Source organism: Faecalimicrobium sp. JNUCC 81 (assembly GCF_053667625.1).
The window spans coordinates 1,470,508-1,489,050 of record NZ_CM132203.1; the positions used below are offsets into that span (position 1 = coordinate 1,470,508).

At 25.9% G+C, this 18,543-nt stretch carries 13 protein-coding genes and 1 riboswitch; of the genes, 12 read left to right on the forward strand and 1 reads right to left on the reverse strand.

The genetic code is table 11. The annotated features are described in order from the left end of the window. Window positions 1–48: 48 nt before the first annotated feature. On the reverse strand, window positions 49–927 hold the full coding sequence (locus tag JNUCC81_RS07280) for a DNA-3-methyladenine glycosylase family protein (RefSeq protein WP_454095975.1): 879 nt from the start codon (window positions 925–927) through the stop codon (window positions 49–51). A gap of 214 nt (window positions 928–1,141) precedes the next feature. Between JNUCC81_RS07280 and JNUCC81_RS07285 the strand changes: the two genes are divergently transcribed. From JNUCC81_RS07285 to JNUCC81_RS07340, 12 genes are all read left to right on the forward strand, one after another. Beyond that, the gene (locus tag JNUCC81_RS07285; RefSeq protein WP_454095976.1) at window positions 1,142–1,801 is read left to right on the forward strand and encodes a response regulator transcription factor; all 660 of its coding nucleotides are present in this window, start codon (window positions 1,142–1,144) and stop codon (window positions 1,799–1,801) included. Next, complete coding sequence (locus JNUCC81_RS07290; RefSeq protein ID WP_454095977.1) at window positions 1,798–2,814, forward strand: ATP-binding protein; 1,017 nt, start codon at window positions 1,798–1,800, stop codon at window positions 2,812–2,814. The genes JNUCC81_RS07285 and JNUCC81_RS07290 overlap by 4 nt, the downstream gene beginning before the upstream one ends. A 96-nt stretch (window positions 2,815–2,910) precedes the next feature. After that, window positions 2,911–3,678, forward strand: coding sequence for an ABC transporter ATP-binding protein (locus JNUCC81_RS07295; protein WP_454095978.1), 768 nt, complete (start codon window positions 2,911–2,913; stop codon window positions 3,676–3,678). Then, a complete protein-coding gene (locus JNUCC81_RS07300) occupies window positions 3,665–5,731 on the forward strand; it encodes an ABC transporter permease (protein WP_454095979.1) in 2,067 nt (688 codons plus the stop codon). The genes JNUCC81_RS07295 and JNUCC81_RS07300 overlap by 14 nt, the downstream gene beginning before the upstream one ends. A gap of 25 nt (window positions 5,732–5,756) precedes the next feature. After that, entirely contained in the window at window positions 5,757–6,275 is a 519-nt protein-coding gene (locus tag JNUCC81_RS07305; RefSeq protein ID WP_454095980.1) for a VanZ family protein, read from the forward strand. 203 nt (window positions 6,276–6,478) lie between these two features. After that, window positions 6,479–6,562, forward strand: a riboswitch (cyclic di-GMP riboswitch). A 109-nt stretch (window positions 6,563–6,671) separates the two neighbouring features. Beyond that, window positions 6,672–11,159 carry a putative mucin/carbohydrate-binding domain-containing protein gene (locus JNUCC81_RS07310; RefSeq protein WP_454095981.1) on the forward strand — a complete coding sequence of 1,496 codons (4,488 nt, stop codon included), beginning with the start codon at window positions 6,672–6,674 and terminating at the stop codon, window positions 11,157–11,159. Between the two features lie 289 nt (window positions 11,160–11,448). Then, the gene (locus JNUCC81_RS07315; protein WP_454095982.1) at window positions 11,449–13,212 is read left to right on the forward strand and encodes a cache domain-containing sensor histidine kinase; all 1,764 of its coding nucleotides are present in this window, start codon (window positions 11,449–11,451) and stop codon (window positions 13,210–13,212) included. Between the two features lie 10 nt (window positions 13,213–13,222). Then, complete coding sequence (locus JNUCC81_RS07320; protein WP_454095983.1) at window positions 13,223–13,975, forward strand: response regulator transcription factor; 753 nt, start codon at window positions 13,223–13,225, stop codon at window positions 13,973–13,975. 191 nt (window positions 13,976–14,166) lie between these two features. Then, window positions 14,167–15,258 (forward strand): BMP family lipoprotein, encoded by a 1,092-nt coding sequence (locus JNUCC81_RS07325; RefSeq protein WP_454095984.1) that lies wholly within the window; start codon window positions 14,167–14,169, stop codon window positions 15,256–15,258. Window positions 15,259–15,278: 20 nt separating this feature from the next. Then, entirely contained in the window at window positions 15,279–16,583 is a 1,305-nt protein-coding gene (locus JNUCC81_RS07330) for a pyrimidine-nucleoside phosphorylase (RefSeq protein ID WP_454095985.1), read from the forward strand. A gap of 90 nt (window positions 16,584–16,673) precedes the next feature. Continuing rightward, window positions 16,674–17,339, forward strand: a complete 666-nt coding sequence (gene deoC / locus JNUCC81_RS07335; RefSeq protein WP_454095986.1) for a deoxyribose-phosphate aldolase — start codon at window positions 16,674–16,676, stop codon at window positions 17,337–17,339. A 1-nt stretch (window position 17,340) separates the two neighbouring features. Further along, window positions 17,341–18,540, forward strand: coding sequence for a phosphopentomutase (locus tag JNUCC81_RS07340; protein WP_454095987.1), 1,200 nt, complete (start codon window positions 17,341–17,343; stop codon window positions 18,538–18,540). Window positions 18,541–18,543: the final 3 nt, after the last annotated feature.

Sequence of the window (18,543 nt, forward strand, 5' to 3'; positions counted from 1 at the left end):
TAGCCTCTATAAAATTTTACTAAACATAGCTATTTTATATTTAAATTATTATTTTCCTACTTCATTTTGTCTTGCAAAGAAAAATAAATACTGTTGAACAAAACTTGATAAATCACCGAATTTATCGATTGCAAATAATCTAATTTTCTTTGCTGAATTGTTTTCGTTGTTAAAGTATATGTCTTCCATTATTCTTTTTATCCATATATCAACGGCAAATACATCGTACTTTTTCATTGATAGCATGGCAACACAATCTGCGACCTTTTCGCCAACACCACTTAGTTTTCTTAAACTTTCTAGACACGATTTAGTATCTAGTTTATTTAGGTTATATAAATCAATATCATTGTTATAAATAACTATTGATGTAGATTTTATATACTTATCTCTAAATCCAACCTTACATTCTCTAAGTTCATCTAATGAAAGAGAAGATAACTTGTCAGGAGTAGGAAATGAGTAGTATTTTTCTCCTTCGTATTCGCCTATATAATCTCCATAACTAGAACATAGGTTATCAACTATCTTTTCAAGCATTTGTATAGAGTTATTGGCAGATAGTATAAGTGTAATTAAAGTCTCCCATTCATCTTGATTAAGAATTCTAAGTCCAGATCCAAAATCTATAATATGAGATAAGTTAGGAGATATGTTTAAAATTTCTTCTTTTATTAGCGAATAATTAATATTAAGTCCAAAATAATGAACCCAAAAGTTTTTAACATCTTCTAAGTTAGTATTTTTTAAATAAAGAGTATCATCTATTTGAGAAACATTTACAATCTTATTTTTCACTACACAAGTATATGAGTTGTCCTTTTGTTTTTTCCATCTAACACTTTGACCACTGGAAAAGATATTATGTATATCAAAATCTTTAATATTTTCGATTACAATGTCACTTGAATTTTCGTAAATTCTCATATGAATGACCTCCTAAATAGTTAGTTAAATATAGCTATATAAATATAACACAAGCTAGTTAAGATTTAAAGTATAGAAAAAATGAATAAAAAAGAGAGTATTAATAAGAAAGATTATTCAAAAAACATATCGATATAATAGTCAATATGGTTTTTTATTTTATGTTAAAATAGGAATAGTAAATATATGAGCTAATGTAAATAGGAGGGAATATATGCAAATTTTAATTATAGAAGATGATATTGAATTAAGAGAAGAATTAAAAATTTTGTTAGAGGATAATGGATATAGTGCTATAATACTACATTCATTTGAAAATGTAAAAAAGGATATACTTAATATAAATCCAGATCTAGTACTTCTTGATATTAAAATACCACACATAAATGGACAACAAATACTAAAAGCAGTTCGAAAAGAATCAGATATACCAATTATTATGCTAACAAGTAAAAATACTGAAGTAGATGAAGTTCTTAGTATGAGTTATGGAGCAGATGATTACATAACAAAGCCTTATAGTCCTATATTATTATTACTTCGAATAGAGACATTATTAAAAAGAATAAATAAAAATAACAAAAATCTTACCTACAGACATGTAAAGATTAATCTGTTAAAAAGTACTATAGAATCAAAGGAACAAGAATTATTACTATCTAAAAATGAAATAACAATATTTTATTTCTTACTTATGAATAAGGGAGAAATTGTTACTAGAGATGAAATGATGAATTATTTATGGGGAAATGACAGGTTTATAGATGATAATACTCTTACAGTTAATATAAATAGATTAAGAAAAAAGCTAGAAGAAATAGAATTAAGCGGAGTAATTGAAACTAGAAGAGAACAAGGATATATACTTATATGAGATTAAAAGATTATTTAAATGATAAAATTGTACATATTTTAATGTATATAGCATTGATGACTTTTATATTATTCTTTCTATTTATGTTTAGAGTTCCAAATTCTTTAATAATATCAATAGTAATAGTAATGTTAATGTTTATAATATCAATTATTTTTTATGATTATTTTAGAAAAAGAAATTTTTATAATGATTTTATTGATAATTTAAACCAGCTAGATAAAAAATGTTTAATTACAGAAATATCTAAAAGACCTAATTTTATTGAAGGAAAGATTTTTTATGATTCTCTTTATGAAATAGATAAATCTATGTATGAAGAAATAGAAGTATATAAAAATAACATTAATGACTTTAAGGAATATATTGAAATGTGGATTCACGAAGTAAAACTACCAATAGCTAGTACGACCTTAATCTTACATAATAATAAGCCAGATTCAAATAAAAAAATAAAAGAACAAGTAAATAAAATTGAAAACTATGTAGAACAGGTGCTATATTTTGTTAGAAGCGAAAATTCAGAAAAAGACTATTTAATTAAGTCTTGCAATCTTGAGCAAATAATAAATAGTGTAATAAGGAAAAATAAAGATAGCTTACTTTTAAAACATATCTCAATAGAAATAAGTAATGTAGATAAAATTATTTTAAGTGACAGCAAATGGATAGAGTTTATTATAAATCAAATTGTCAGCAATAGTATAAAGTACTCAAAAGAAGAAAATGCAAAAATAAAGTTTAATACTAAAACCTTTGGAGATATTATTGCTTTAGAAATAAAAGACAATGGAATAGGTATAAGTGAAAAAGATATCTCAAAAGTATTTGATAAATCATTTACAGGAGAAAATGGAAGAAAAATTGCAAATTCAACAGGTATGGGACTGTACTTATCGAAAAAGCTATGCAATAAATTAGGTCACAATATACAAATAGAATCTAATAAAGACTGTTTTACAAAAGTATCAATTTACTTTAAAGATAATAAATATTACAGTGATGTAAGATAATGTAATATAATTCGATGTTAGTTATATTTCCTTTTTTATATAATTAAATAGTAAGAGTTAGTAAAATAATTATTTAGATAAGAAAGGATACAAAATATGGATAGTGTTTTAAAAATTGATGGAATTAGCAAGTATTATGGAAATAAATCAAATCTCACTAAGGCAATAGATAATATTTCTTTGGAAGTAGAAAAAGGAGAATTTGTTGCTATTATGGGTGCTAGTGGTTCTGGAAAAACTACATTACTTAATACTATTTCTACCATTGATAGAGTTACAAGTGGTCATATTTTTTTAGATGGTAAGGATATAACAAAATTAAAGGGAAATGAACTTAATAAATTTCGTAGAGAAGAATTAGGATTTATATTTCAAGACTTTAACTTATTAGATACATTAACTGGTTATGAAAATATAGCATTAGCACTACAAATTCAAAATATTAAAGCAGATGAAATAAAAGAATGTATTAATGAAATTTCTACTAAACTTGATATTTTACAGGTGTTAGATAAATATCCATACCAAATGTCAGGTGGTCAAAAGCAAAGAGTTGCTAGTGCTAGAGCAATAATCACAAATCCTAAGCTAGTATTAGCAGATGAGCCAACCGGTGCACTAGATTCTAGCAGTGCGAGAAAAGTGTTAGAAATATTTCAAGTCTTAAATCAAGAATTAAAATCAACTATATTAATGGTTACACATGATGCTTTTACTGCTAGCTATGCTTCTCGCGTAGTTTTTGTAAAAGATGGAAAAATATTTAATGAATTTATGAGGGGAAATGATAGTAGAAAAGAATTTTTTGAAAGAATACTTGATATTGTTTCATTGCTAGGAGGCGATGTGAATGATGTTATTTAAACTATCTTTCAAAAACATAAATAAAAGTTTTAGAGATTATGCTATTTACTTTTTTACCCTTATTATAGGAATTTCAATATTTTATATATTTAACTCAATAGAAAGTCAAACTGTAATGTTAAATTTATCTAAATCTACTAATAATGCAGTGGAAATGATTAATAGTGCATTGTCTGGTATAAGTGTATTTGTATCTTTTATTTTAGGTTTTTTAATTATCTATGCTAATAGATTTTTGATGAAAAGAAGAAATAAAGAATTTGGTATATATATGACATTGGGTATGGGAAAAGGAAGTATATCAAAAATAATTTTATTTGAAACTATCTTAATAGGTATAATTTCTTTAATTGTAGGATTAGTTTTAGGACTAGCATTATCACAAGTAATGTCAATAGTAGTAGCAAATATGTTTGAAGCAGATATGAATAAATTTAAATTTGTAGTTTCATATAGTGCTATTTTAAAAACATCTGTTTATTTTTGCATAATATATTTGATAGTAATGATATTTAATGTTATACAGGTCAGTAGATGTAAGTTAATTGACTTGATACAAGGAATAAATAAATCAGAACAAGTTAAAATTAAAAATCCATATATTTGTATATTAGTATTTATATTTGCAGTTTGTTTGTTATCTTATGCTTACTACAATGTAACTGTTGGCGCTAGCAACTTAGTTGAGTTTAGCAGTGTTTTAATGCAAATAATTTATGGAGCATTAGGTACATTTTTAGTATTTTGGTCTATTTCAGGACTTATTTTGAAAATAATAATGTCTATGGAGAATGTTTATTACAAAAATTTAAATAATTTTACCTTAAGACAAATTAGTAGCAAAATAAATACAACAGTAGTTTCGATGTCTATAATATGCTTAATGCTATTTTTAACAATATGTATTTTTTCTAGTTCAGTTTCCATGAATTCTACTCTTAAAAATAATTTAAAAGAATTAGCAAAAGTAGATATAACTATTAAAAAACTTGTAAATTTAGAAAAAGTAGATAATGAGGGAAATGAATATTCTAATAATCAAATAGAAAGTTCAAAGCAAAGTATTAATCAAACTTTAACTGATATGAATTTTGATGTAGATAAAAATTTTAAGGATATAGTTAAATTTAATACTTACTCTACTAAAGAGGTATCTTTAAAAGATACATTGGGTAATTATTATGAAGAAATAGGAAAAGATGATCCTTATTCTTATTTTGATACACCAGAGGACATTATAAAAATAAGTGATTATAATAAAATTGCAAAGTTGTATGGAAATACAACATACACTTTAAAAGATAATGAGTATATGATTATTTGTGATTATAAAAGTTCTATAGAAATGCGTAATCAAGGTTTAAAAGATAGCCCTTCTATAAATTTAAAGGGAAAAACTTACAAACCAAAATATGAAGAATGTAAAAATGGATTTATTACAATATCATCAGATCCAAGTAATATGGGTATAGTTTTAGTTCCAGATGATGCAGTAGATGAAAGTATGCATAGTCAAGAAATTTTAGCTGCAAATTACAAAGGGAATAGTAAAGTAGATAAACAAAATATTGAAGATGAAATATTTGATATAAAGAATGAGTTATACGATGAAAAATTAAATACCTATATTAATACCAAGATAGATATTTATAACGACAATATAGGAACTAGTGCAATGGCAACATTTATAGGTCTTTATATAGGAATAGTTTTCTTAATATCTAGTGCAGCTATCCTTGCGTTAAAGGAATTATCAGAAAGTGCGGATAACAAGGACAGGTATATGACTTTAAGAAGAATTGGCTTAGATGAAAAGATGATTAATAAATCTTTATTTATACAAATAGGAGTGTTCTTTGCTTTTCCATTAATACTTGCAGCTATTCACTCTATATTTGGAATACAAGTATGTAATATGATGTTAGAAACATTTGGTAAAGCAAAAATTCTTAAATCTATTATTATGACAGCTATATTTTTATTTGTAATATATGGTGGATACTTTATTATTACCTATCTATGTAGCAAAAATATAATCAAAGAACAACAATAGTTAGTTAATATAAGGACGTGATTTTATGGACAGAATATTAGGGTATTTTGTAATAGCTATAATTGGATTTTTAGGTGTATGTATTTTATATTCACCAGTATACTTTATTTTGAGAAAAAAGAAGATACCATTTATGAGACAGTTTAGTTGTTTATTGTTAGGTTTTAGTATTTTTATTATTTTAACAGTGACAATATTTTTAGGAGGAATAGATTTTAATCCACCATACCGATTTATAAATATTGTTCCATTTAAGTTTTTAATTGAAACCTATGATATGGGATATAAAGCAATGATGTCACAAGTAGTTGCTAATATTATAATGTTTATACCGATTGGGTTATTATTACCTATAGTATTAAAAAAATGTAGAGAGTTTAAGTATATATGCTTATACGCATTATTATTTACTTTTTTAATAGAATTTGTACAATATTTTATAGGCAGATCTTGCGATATTGACGATATTATTATGAATTTTATTGGTAGTGTATTAGGTTATGGTATCTATAAATTATTTGATAAAATAATTAAAAATAGTTAAGTTATTAAAAATAATATTTATTAGTTATGAAAAGATATTACCAAAATTATGGTGATATCTTTTTTTTACATAAAGTATAAATATCATAAAATTAAAATAGAAATATATTTATTATAATCTTGAATAAATTGATTTTTTAGTATATTCAGAAAAACATTATGAAAAAGATAGAATTAAAATAAAAAATATGTTAAAATAATTTTTAAATAAATAGGCAAAATTAGGGAAATCTAATGACGCAAAGCTATAGGGGCTAAGGTTTTATACTATGCCAGCCAGTTGCCAAAGAGTAAATATTCTTTGTATTTTAAGATATTGCGGACTGCTCTTTAGTGCAGTCTTTTTTGCTCTTAGGGTAAATTTTATTATAAAATTTATTTTAAAGGGAGATGAGCCATGAATAAAAAATTTATCATGACAGGATTATTAGTAACTATGTTAGCAACAAATGTTAATATCACAACAGTTTTTGCAAGTGATAGTAAAGTAAAAAAAGATAGTGTAGAAAATTTAAAGGTTTATAGAAAGACAAGTCTAAGTCCTAATCAGGACAACAAAAAATTCAATATACCTTTTCATGCCAGTGAACCACTAGGTATAGAAGTAATGGAAAAAACTGAAGTGGATATTTTCATCAAAGGTAAAGGTGTATCAGGTAGCGCAACATTATCTTTACATGATGTAAATAACTTAAGAGAATTAAAAACTATTAAAGTAGGAGAAAAAACTACTGTAGAAGTTCCTAGAAAAGGTCAATTATTTTTAGAAGTAGGAAATATTAAATATGATGGTAATGTAGATGATGATTTCTCTGTAGATGTAGTAATCACATTAGATGGTAGTGATTATAAAATTACACCTACTTATGATATGAGAAAAGAGAAATTATCTGATAAGGTCATTGTAGATGAGGATGAATTTGAAAACGCTATTTACTCTAATGAAAATAAAGAAGATGGAGCTTTATTTATAAGTGATAATGTAAGACTTTATGTTCCTAAATCAAAATACATACCAAAGAATATAGATGCTAGTGATACACTAGATACACATGAAAGAATTATATCAACATTTAATGAAACAGCAGGATTAAAAGAAGGTAACGATAAAGAAATAAATAGACCAAGAGAAAATTTTGTATTAGTTAGTGCAAGAAATGAACAAGTTGGATATATGTCTGCTGGAGGACAGATGTTAGATACTCTTCCTAAAAATATACATGAATATTTAAAAGACCCAAAAAAATCAGATACATGGGGAATGTATCATGAGTATGGACACATATATGAACAAGGTTGGGGATTTGTAGAGTATTGGAATAATATGTTTGCAAATACACTTAGAAGATTAGACTTTGAAAAACCTCAATGGGCTTGGATTTATGGTGATACAAAAAATAATTATGATGCTAAAACAGTAGTTCCTAGCTATGAAAAGTATTTAAAGTCTGGTTCTAAGGGAAGTATACACTCTATGTACTTCTTCTTAAGTTTCATAGACAACATAGATAGTGAATTTATGGCAAAGGCTGAAACTTATTATAGAGAAAATGGATACCCATATGGTGGATGGGATTATATAGCTTATTTTATTGCAAAAGAGTATAAATTAAATGTAATTCCATATATAGAAGCAACAGGAAATAGTATAACAAGAAAACAGGTAATAGATGATGTAATAAAGAATTCAACGTCAAGCTTTATATATATGTCAGATACAGAAAATTTTGATGAATATAAAAATATATCTATACCTCCAACATTAAAATCAGCATTTGATGGAAGTAATATAATATTATCAGGAATGAGTAATCCTAATTCAGAAATATTTATAAATGTAGATGGAGTAGAATATAAAACTACTACTGATGTAAATGGAAAATTTAGTTATGAATTAAGTGAATCTATATCTTTAAATAGTGATATAAAAGTAGCATCTAAAGAAAATGGCAAAGAAAAAAGTTTTTATAAAAAATTAAAAATAGAAGATTCAACAAATGAAATAATATTCAAAGGATATAAAGAGGAAACTTTTTTAACAGTAAAATTTGATGATGAAAATAAAGGTTTTAAAGCTACATCAAGTGGAAAAGTAGCAAACTCTTTCATAGGAGGTCAATATATTAAAATAGAGCACTATGATAAGCACGGAAATAAAAAAGCTACGTATACTTTAAATGGTGGGCAAAATGCTAATGAATTAGCTAAAAGACTAAATTCAGCTAAATACAGAGATGGAGATTATTTAAAATTAGATCATATTGAAAAAGGAAGACTAGCTATTAAAGGTAATGTAAAAAATGCTCCAGGATATATAAATGACAGTCTTACTAATGTTAATTTAAATAGTAGTTATTTTTATATTCAAAAGGGTAAGTTAAATTACTCAGATAAAAGGCTAGATTTAGGATTTAATAAAGATGACTTAGAAGATTTATTAAAAAATGTGAAAACACTTAAAGAACAAGATTATACAAAAACTACTTTGGCTAACATGATAGAAAAATCAAATGAAGCTAATGCTGTATATAACAACAATCAAGCAAGTGATGAAGAAATAAGTAATGCAACTATAAGCCTTAAAGAATCTATAGATAATTTAAGAAAAATAAATGAAGTAGTATTTAAAGGATACAATAATGAAACATTTTTGACATTAGACTTTGATACTGATGAAAATAGATTTATAGCAAAATCAAGTGGTAAAGTAGCAAATTCATATATGCATTCAAATGAATATGTAAGAATAGACCATTTTAACAAAAAAGGAGAGAAAAAAGGAAGTTATAAGATGCTAGCAAATCAAAATGCTAATGATGTTGCAAGTAAACTTAATAATTTAGTTTTTAAAGAAGATGATTATATAAAGTTATATCATGCAGAGAAAAACTTAAGATTAGTAATCAATGGATATATGGAAAATTCACCAAATAATTTAAGTAATGGTGTAGGAAACTTAGATTTAAATAATAGTTTATTCTATTTAACAGGAGAAAGTTTAATTTACTCAGATAAAAAATTGGATTTAAGTGCAAATACGGATGATTTAAAAGAAACAATATCAAAAGCGAATAAAATTGAAGAAAGTAAATATACAAATGGTACTTGGACAAACCTTAAAGAAAAAATAAAAGAAGGCCAAGTAGTAGTAAACACTGAAAATGTTGATGCAGAAGAAGTTGAAAGTGCCATAAATAATATAGAAAAAGCTATAAAGGACTTAAGAGAAATAAATGAGATACAGTTTAAAGGATATAACAATGAAATATTCTTAAAGTTAGGATTTGATACAGAAAATAAAAGATTTGTAGCAACATCAAGTGGAAAAGTAGCTAATACATATATGGGAAGTGCAGTATATACAATAATAGAACATTACAATAAAAAAGGTGAGTTACAAAATAAATACTCAATAAAAGGAAATGAAAATGCAAACAATGTAGCAGGAAAATTAAATCAAGTTAAATATAGAGAAGGAGATTATTTAAAGCTAAGTCATTCAGAAAAAAATAGACGATTGGCCGTGATTGGATATGTGGAAAATACACCACATGATTTAAGTAATGGAGTAGGTGAATTAAGTTTAAATAAAAGTATGTTTTATCTAGGAAGAGACAATATCTATTACTCAAATGAGAAATTAGATATATCAGCAGATAAAAACGAATTAATATTACAAATATCAAAAGCAAAAGAGATAAAAGGAAGTTTATATACAAAATTAACTTATGAAAAATTACAAGATGCAATAACAGAAGGAGAAAAAGTAATAGATGCGTCAAATGTATATGAAGAAGAAATTCAAGAAGTGATAAGTAAAATAAAATCTGCTATAGAAAATTTAAGAGAAATAAATGAGATACAGTTTAAAGGATATAACAATGAAATATTCTTAAAGTTAGGATTTGATACAGAAAATAAAAGATTTGTAGTAACATCAACTGGAAAAGTAGCTAATACATATATGGGAAGTGCAGTATATACAACAATAGAACATTACAATAAAAAAGGTGAGTTACAAAATAAATACTCAATAAAAGGAAATGAAAATGCAAACAGTATAGCAGAAAAATTAAATCAAGTTCAATATAGAGAAGGAGATTATTTAAAGCTAAGTCATTCAGAAAAAAATAGAAGATTAGTAATAAAAGGATATATAATAGATCAACCATCTGATTTAAGTGCTGGAGTAGGAGATTTAAATCTAGTTAAGAGTTTATTCTATATAGATGGAGAAAATCTAAGATATTCAAATACTCAACTAGACTTATCATCAGATAAATTAAAATTAGTTGAAAAATTAAAAAAAGCTAAAAAAATCTTAAATGAAGGATATACAAAATCATCATTTGAGAAGTTACAAAATGCAATATCATCAGGAGTGTTATTAATAGAAAAACCAAACCTATATGAAGAAGATATAACAGAAGCTATATCAAATATAGATAAAGCAATTAATGAATTAAGAGAAATAAATGAGATACAGTTTAAGGGATATAACAATGAAATATTCTTAAAGTTAGGATTTGATACAGAAAATAAAAGGTTTATAGCAATATCATCTGGAAAAATAGCTAATACATATATGGGTGGAGCTGTGTATACAACAATAGAGCATTACAATAAAGACAGAGAGCTGCAAGGTAAATACTTAGTAAAAGGTAATGAAGCAGCTGATAGTATAGCACAAAGGCTAAATAATGCTTCGTATAGTGATGGAGATTATTTAAAGTTATCTCATTCAGAAAAAAATAGGAGACTAGCAATAAAAGGATTTGTAGAAAATACACCACATGATTTAAGTTCTGGTGTGTTATCATTGGATTTAAGTAATAGTATGTTTAATTTAGGGGGAGAAAATTTAATTTATTCTCATATGCAATAAATTTACTTCGTATTTTACGAACTGATATTTCATTTATAAAATATGTAATGGCTATATTGAGATATTTATGTAAATATCTTAATATAGCTTTTTTATTATGATTATTAAAAAAGCTATTATTGGTTTTATATTATTTTTATGAGTAATTAAAGATACATTAATGTATTTAAAATAAATAAGTTAATATAAGTATTAAATAGATAAAGGGTCGAATTTAATTGATAAAAAAATATAAATATATTAATATTATACAATGTACAGTATTAATATATTTATATTTGATTAGGAGATGGTAAATATAAAGTTAGAAAAAAAGAGTATAACATATAAGTTATTCTTAGTTTTATTTGGGCTTTCAGTATCTGTTTCCATGATTTTAGGAGTATGGTTTATAAAGGATACAAATAGAACTGTAGAAAAAGAAATGTATAATATGAGCAATCAAACTTTAAATCAAATAAGCAATAATGTTTCTTTGTTATTAGCTAATGTGGAAAGTATAGCAAAAAGAATTTCTATAGACAGTAAGTTAATCGAAATATTATCAATTCCAAAAAAAGATTTAGATAAATATAAATTACACAATAAAGAAATGGACTCTTATGCAGAGGGGCTTTTAACCGATGAAGTTTGGAAATATGGAAATTTTAATATGAAACCAGAATTATATGTTATAGGCGAAAATGGATTAGTTTATGATACTTATTCAAAAACAAAATATAATCTTAATGATATAAAGCAAAATAACTGGTATGAGAAAATTGTTAAGGCCGATGGAAAAACAATATTGATAAATACATATAAAGATGAAAATGCAATTGGACCATATAAATGTATATTTAAGATGGGAAGATTGATAAAAGACTTGATAACAGGAGAAACTTTAGGTGTACTTATAATAGATATAAGTGAAACTATTTTATATGATAAATACTCAGAAGTACTGACAGAAGGAAGTTATATTTATATTATAGATGAATATGGAAGTATAATATCAACAAAAGATAAAAGATTAATAGGAACTAACTATATCAACGGAATTAAAATAAAAAAATCTTTAATTTATGAAGATGAACATAAAGTCGAAAGAGATAACGTCAAGTATATGCAAGTTACCTCTAATTTAAATGAATATGGATGGGCTATAGTTGAAGAAATTCCCTTAAGTGTTATAAGACAACCTATAGATGATTTAACTGAAAAGGCAATATTAGTTTTGCTTTTAGTAAGTATAGTATCGATTATAGTATCTTATAGATTATCCGTAAGTATAACTAGACCAATATTAAATATAAGAAATAATATGAATGAAGTTATGGAAGGTAATTTGAAAATACAAATTAAAGAGAATAGATATGATGAAATAGGACAACTAGAAAAATCTTTTAATGGTATGGTTAGATGGTTAGAAGAATCTATAGATGAGATTAAAAATAAAGAAGAACAAAAAAGAACTGCAGAATTAAGTTTCCTTCAGGCTCAAATAAATCCACATTTTTTATACAATACTTTAAGTGGTATAAGATTTTTAGTTTCAATGAATAAAATAGAAGAATCTGAAGAGATGCTTTATAGATTTACGAAATTACTTAGAAGTTTGTTACCTAAAGCAAGTGAGATGATAAGTCTAGAAGAAGAAATTGAAAATATAAAGAATTATACTGAACTACAAAAAATGAGGTATCCAGATTGTTTTGAAGTTATTTATGATATAGATTCCAATATAAATGATTTTAAAGTTCCATCATTTATATTACAGCCAATTGTAGAAAATGCAATTTTATATAGTATGGAAAAAGAAGATAATTTAGGTGAAATAAGTGTCTCTGGATATAGAAGCAAAGATGGTATAAGAATAGTAATAGAAGATAATGGAATTGGAATGTCTAGAAATAAGTTAGAAAGCATTTTAAGTAAAGAAGCAAGTATAAACAGAGTTGGGCTTATAAATGTCCAAGAAAGAGTTCAATTAAATTATGGATTAGAATATGGTTTAGAAATAGAAAGTGTAGAAGGAGAAGGAAGTAAAGTAACATTTATATTACCAAATTAGGGAGGTTAATATGTTAGATATATTAGTAGTAGAAGACGAAGCACCGATCAGAGATTGGGTAGTATATACAATTTCAAATATATCAAGTAACTTTAAAGTTTTGAAAAGTGCATGTAATGGAAAAGAAGCGTATGAATTAGCTGTTAAGTTAAAACCAGATGTAATAATTAGCGATATAAAGATGCCTATAATGGATGGAATAGAGTTAACAAAAAAAATAAAGGATGTAATGCCAGATGTTGTAGTAGTATTATTAACTAATTATGCAGAGTTTTCATATGCAAAGCAAGCAATTAGCTGTGGTGTATACGAATATTTAATAAAATCAGAGATAAGACCAAAGGAGTTAAAAGAGTTATTAGATCGTATAGATAGTAACATAAAAAATGATAAAGAAGAGGAAATATTAACAAATAAAAATAGTGATACTGAAGGTATTCAAAGTAAAAAGTACTCTAAAGCTATAGACAAGGCTATAGAATATATTAACTTGAATTATAAAGAACATATATCTTTAAGCATTATATCTAAATATGTTTATTTATCGCCAGAGTATTTTTCTCGTCTTTTTAAAGAAGAAGTTGGAGAAAATTTTATAACGTATTTAACTTTATATAGAATGAAAAAAGCAGAATATCTTATAAAAAACACAGATATGAAAATTGCTCAAATTTCAAATGAAGTAGGATATTCAAACTCAGGATATTTTTCTAAATCATATAAAAAATATAAAGGTGTATCTCCAGATGAAGATAGATACTAAAATTAATATATTTCACAAATATCAAAATTTTACATTAAAGGTAACTCTTTTAAGAAATATACATCAATATTATTGAGAGAGTTATCAATATAATCTATAGAAAGAAAACGTTTTATTTAATATAATCTTAGTAAAGTAGAAAGAAAAAATTTAAAAGCTGCTTTGCTATGATCAAACATAGGGGGCACAACATGTTAAAGCATTACAAAAAAATAGCTATGATAATTTTACTAACAATAGTAGCTGTCCTTATAATAATAAGTTCTAGTAAATATAATAAAGAAATGCAAAATGGTTTATTTACAAATACTACAGTTGGAAATAAAAAGGTGGCTATTATTTTTAGCACAGCAGGCTTAGGCGATAAGTCATTTAATGATCTATGCTATGATGGAGCATTAAAAGCTCAAGAAGAGTTAGGAGTTGAGTTTGATTATTCAGAACCTAAATCTGAAGATGATTATGAAAAAATTTGTAGAGAATATGCAAAAAGTCAAAATTATGAACTAATCATATCAATTGGATTAGATCATGAAAAATCTGTTAGTAAAGTTTCTAAAGAATTTTTAAATCAGAAATTTTCAATAATAGACTCTAAAATAGAATTACCAAATGTAAGCTCTACATATACAAATTGGCCTGAACAAATATTTTTAAATGGTGTTATGGCAGGGCTAATTACAAAATATGAAAATAAGAGTTTAGATAAAAGTAATTCATTAGGTGTAATATTAGGAAAAGATATGCAGCACCTTAGAGAAGGTACAATTGGATTTGAAGCAGGAGCTAAGTATGTAAATCCAGATATAGATGTAATAGTAGGTGTTGTAGATGATTTTGATAATCCAGCAAAAGCAAAAGAAATAGCACTTTCAATGTATAGTAAAGGTGTAAATTATATACAACATATAGCTGGAGAGTCTGGCCTTGGAGTTTTTGCTGCAGCTAAAGAAACAGATAAGTATGCATTTGGAATAGATGATAATCAAAATTTATTTGAACCAAATCATATAGTATCTACAGCAACAAGATATGCAAATGAAATTATATACAATGAAATTAAGTCCATTACAAATAATACTTGGAAAAATGGAGTACATCAATTTGGAATAAAGGAAAACGTTATAGGATATACAACAAAAGGTTCAAATGTTTCTGTATCACCAAAAATAATAGAAATAGTAGAAAAAATTAAAACTCAAATAATAGAAGATAAAATAAAAATACCTTCAAATGAAAAAGAGTTAGAAAAATGGAATAAAGAAAATCAATATAAAAATTAAACTATAAGGGAGAGAGTATCATGAGACTATACGATATTATAGCTAAAAAAAGAGATAAAAAGGAATTATCTAAAGAAGAAATTGAGTTTTTCATAGAAAAATACACTGATGGTAAAATACCTGATTATCAAGCATCAGCATTATTAATGGCTATATATTTAAATGGATTTACTAAAGAAGAAACTGCAAATCTTACAATGGCAATGGTAAATTCAGGAGATGTTGTAGATCTTAGTATGATAGAAGGCATAAAACTTGATAAGCACAGTACAGGAGGAGTTGGAGATAAAACATCTCTTATATTAGTACCAATGGTTGCAGCTGCAGGTGGAAAAGTAGCGAAGTTATCAGGTAGAGGATTAGGTCATACAGGAGGAACTCTTGATAAATTAGAATCAATCCCAGGATTTAATATATCAGTTGAAGAAGATAAATTTATAGATATGGTAAAAAATGCAGGACTAGTTATAGCAGGTCAAACTCAAAATTTAGTTCCAGCAGATAAAAAAATATATGCTTTAAGAGATGTTACTGCAACAGTAGATAGTATACCTCTAATAGCAGCAAGTATAATGAGTAAAAAAATAGCATCAGGTTCAGATGCAATAGTTTTAGATGTTAAGTATGGTGAAGGTGCATTTATGAAAACAGCACAAGATGCTGAAAAATTAGCAACTGCAATGGTTGATATAGGTAAGAGCGTAGGAAGAAATACATCAGCTGCAATAACTTTAAATGGAGAACCATTAGGTTATGCAATAGGAAATGCACTTGAATTAAAAGAAGTTATAGAAGTACTAAAGGGTGAAGGACCAGAAGACTTAAGAGAATTATGCTTACAATTAGGAGCTCAAATGCTTAAGCTTGGAAATATAGAACAAGATGTTGAAAAAGGAAGAGTTAAATTAGAATCTATATTAAAAAATAAAAGTGCATTATCTAAATTAAGAGAATTAGTAGTACTTCAAGGTGGAGATCCAAAAGTTATAGATAACCCTGAATTATTCACAATAGCACCTTTAACTCATAAAGTTAAAGCTACTAAAGAAGGATATGTATATGATTTAAATGCAGAAGGTGTTGGAGTATCATCATTACTTACAGGAGCTGGAAGACATACAAAAGATGATGATCTAGATTATGGAGCAGGTATAATACTTGAAAAGAAAATGGGTGACTATGTAAAAGTTGGAGATATATTAGCTACATTATATTCAAGTGATGAATCTAAATTTGAAAAAGCAGAAGAAGAATTACAAAGAGCTTACAATATACAAAATCAAAAACCAGAAAAGAGTCCAATAATACACAAAATAATAAGATAGTAAACAAAGAATATAAAGTACTTAAAATTTAAACATAACTAAAAATCTAAATCATGCATCTAAAAAGTTATAAATAAGGAGATAAGAATTATGGATAACAAAATAATTTTAAAAGCAGTAGATCATACTTTATTAAAGCAAACAGCAACATGGAATGATATAAAAATAATATGTGATGATGCAATTAAATATGAAGTAGCATCAGTTTGTATACCACCATCATTTGTAAAACAAGCTAAAGAATATGTAGGGAACAAAATGAAAGTTTGTACAGTTATAGGATTCCCTAATGGATATAATACAACAGCAGTAAAAGTATTTGAAACTAAGGATGCTATACAAAATGGTGCAGATGAAATAGATATGGTAATAAATTTAAGTATGTTAAAAGATAAAAAATACGATGAAATAACTAAAGAAATAAGACAAATAAAAGAAGCTTGTGGTGAAAATATATTAAAAGTTATAATAGAGACTTGCCTTTTAACAGAAGATGAAAAAATAAAAATGTGTAAGTGTGTAACTGATGCAAAGGCTGATTTTATAAAAACATCTACAGGATTTAGCACAGGTGGAGCAACTGCTGAAGATATAGTTTTATTTAAAGAGAATGTAGGCGAAAATGTTTCAATAAAAGCAGCTGGAGGAATAAAAGATTTAGATACGGCTAAGGATTTTATAGCTAAAGGATCTTCAAGACTTGGGACAAGTTCTATAATAAAAATAATCAATAATGAAGAAGTAGCGGGGTATTAAAATGAAAAAGTTTAATAGAGTATTTTTAACTGTATTAGACTCAGTAGGTATAGGTGCTCTAGAAGATGCAAATGATTATGGTGACTTAGGTGCTAATACTATTTGCAACATAGCTAAAGCAACAGGAGGGCTTAGCCTTCCTAACCTACAAAAAATGGGTCTAGGTAATATATCTAATATAGAAGGTGTTAATCCAACAGAGAGTCAAACTTCATATACGACTAAATGTAGAGAATTATCAAAAGGTAAAGATACAATAACAGGTCATTGGGAGATGGCAGGAATTCTTATAAAAGAACCTTTTAAAGTATTTACAGATACGGGTTTTCCAAAGGAACTTATAGATGAACTTGAAGAAAAAAGTGGTCATAAATTTATAGGAAATATTTCTGCATCAGGTACAGAAATAATAAAAAATTTAGGTGAAGAACATCTAAAAACTAAAAGTTTAATACTTTATACATCAGCAGATAGTGTTTTACAAATTGCTGCAAATGAAGAAATAATACCACTTGAAGAGCTATATAGAGTTTGTGAAGTAGCAAGAAAAATTACTTTAAAGGAAGAATACAAAGTAGCAAGAATAATAGCAAGACCATTTGTTGGAACTAATAAAGAAAACTTTACAAGAACTTCAAATAGAAAAGATTATGCTCTAAAACCACCAACTAAAACAATTTTAGATGCACTTTATGAGAATAATTTAGATGTAGTTGGAATTGGTAAGATAGGAGATATATACTCATATCAAGGAATAACAAAGAGTATAAAAACAAAGAGCAATGAAGATGGAATGAATAAAACTATAGAGATTGCAAGAGATGGATCTTATAAAGGTTTAATATTCTTAAACTTAGTAGATTTTGATGCATTATATGGACACAGAAGAGATAGTGAAGGATATAAGGGAGCATTAGAAGAATTTGATTCTCAATTAGGAACTCTTATCAAAGAACTTAAAGAAGAGGATCTTTTAATAATAACTGCAGATCATGGAAATGATCCTACATTTAAAGGAACTGATCATACTAGAGAATATGTTCCAGTATTAGTTTACAGTAAACAAATAGAAAAATGTAATCAAATGCCTATTTTAGAAAGTATGGCAGATATAGGAGTAACAATATTAGATAATTTTAATGACAATAATAAAGAATATGATTTTGAAATAGGAAAATCATTTTTACAAAATATAAAATAATTG

What these genes read in the sequence shown, in the direction of transcription:
- JNUCC81_RS07280 (WP_454095975.1), bottom strand. Translation starts at nt 927, where the DNA reads ATGAGAATTTACGAAAATTCAAGTGACATTGTAATCGAAAATATTAAA.
- JNUCC81_RS07285 (WP_454095976.1), top strand. Translation starts at nt 1,142, where the DNA reads ATGCAAATTTTAATTATAGAAGATGATATTGAATTAAGAGAAGAATTA.
- JNUCC81_RS07290 (WP_454095977.1), top strand. Translation starts at nt 1,798, where the DNA reads ATGAGATTAAAAGATTATTTAAATGATAAAATTGTACATATTTTAATG.
- JNUCC81_RS07295 (WP_454095978.1), top strand. Translation starts at nt 2,911, where the DNA reads ATGGATAGTGTTTTAAAAATTGATGGAATTAGCAAGTATTATGGAAAT.
- JNUCC81_RS07300 (WP_454095979.1), top strand. Translation starts at nt 3,665, where the DNA reads ATGATGTTATTTAAACTATCTTTCAAAAACATAAATAAAAGTTTTAGA.
- JNUCC81_RS07305 (WP_454095980.1), top strand. Translation starts at nt 5,757, where the DNA reads ATGGACAGAATATTAGGGTATTTTGTAATAGCTATAATTGGATTTTTA.
- JNUCC81_RS07310 (WP_454095981.1), top strand. Translation starts at nt 6,672, where the DNA reads ATGAATAAAAAATTTATCATGACAGGATTATTAGTAACTATGTTAGCA.
- JNUCC81_RS07315 (WP_454095982.1), top strand. Translation starts at nt 11,449, where the DNA reads ATGGTAAATATAAAGTTAGAAAAAAAGAGTATAACATATAAGTTATTC.
- JNUCC81_RS07320 (WP_454095983.1), top strand. Translation starts at nt 13,223, where the DNA reads ATGTTAGATATATTAGTAGTAGAAGACGAAGCACCGATCAGAGATTGG.
- JNUCC81_RS07325 (WP_454095984.1), top strand. Translation starts at nt 14,167, where the DNA reads ATGTTAAAGCATTACAAAAAAATAGCTATGATAATTTTACTAACAATA.
- JNUCC81_RS07330 (WP_454095985.1), top strand. Translation starts at nt 15,279, where the DNA reads ATGAGACTATACGATATTATAGCTAAAAAAAGAGATAAAAAGGAATTA.
- deoC (WP_454095986.1), top strand. Translation starts at nt 16,674, where the DNA reads ATGGATAACAAAATAATTTTAAAAGCAGTAGATCATACTTTATTAAAG.
- JNUCC81_RS07340 (WP_454095987.1), top strand. Translation starts at nt 17,341, where the DNA reads ATGAAAAAGTTTAATAGAGTATTTTTAACTGTATTAGACTCAGTAGGT.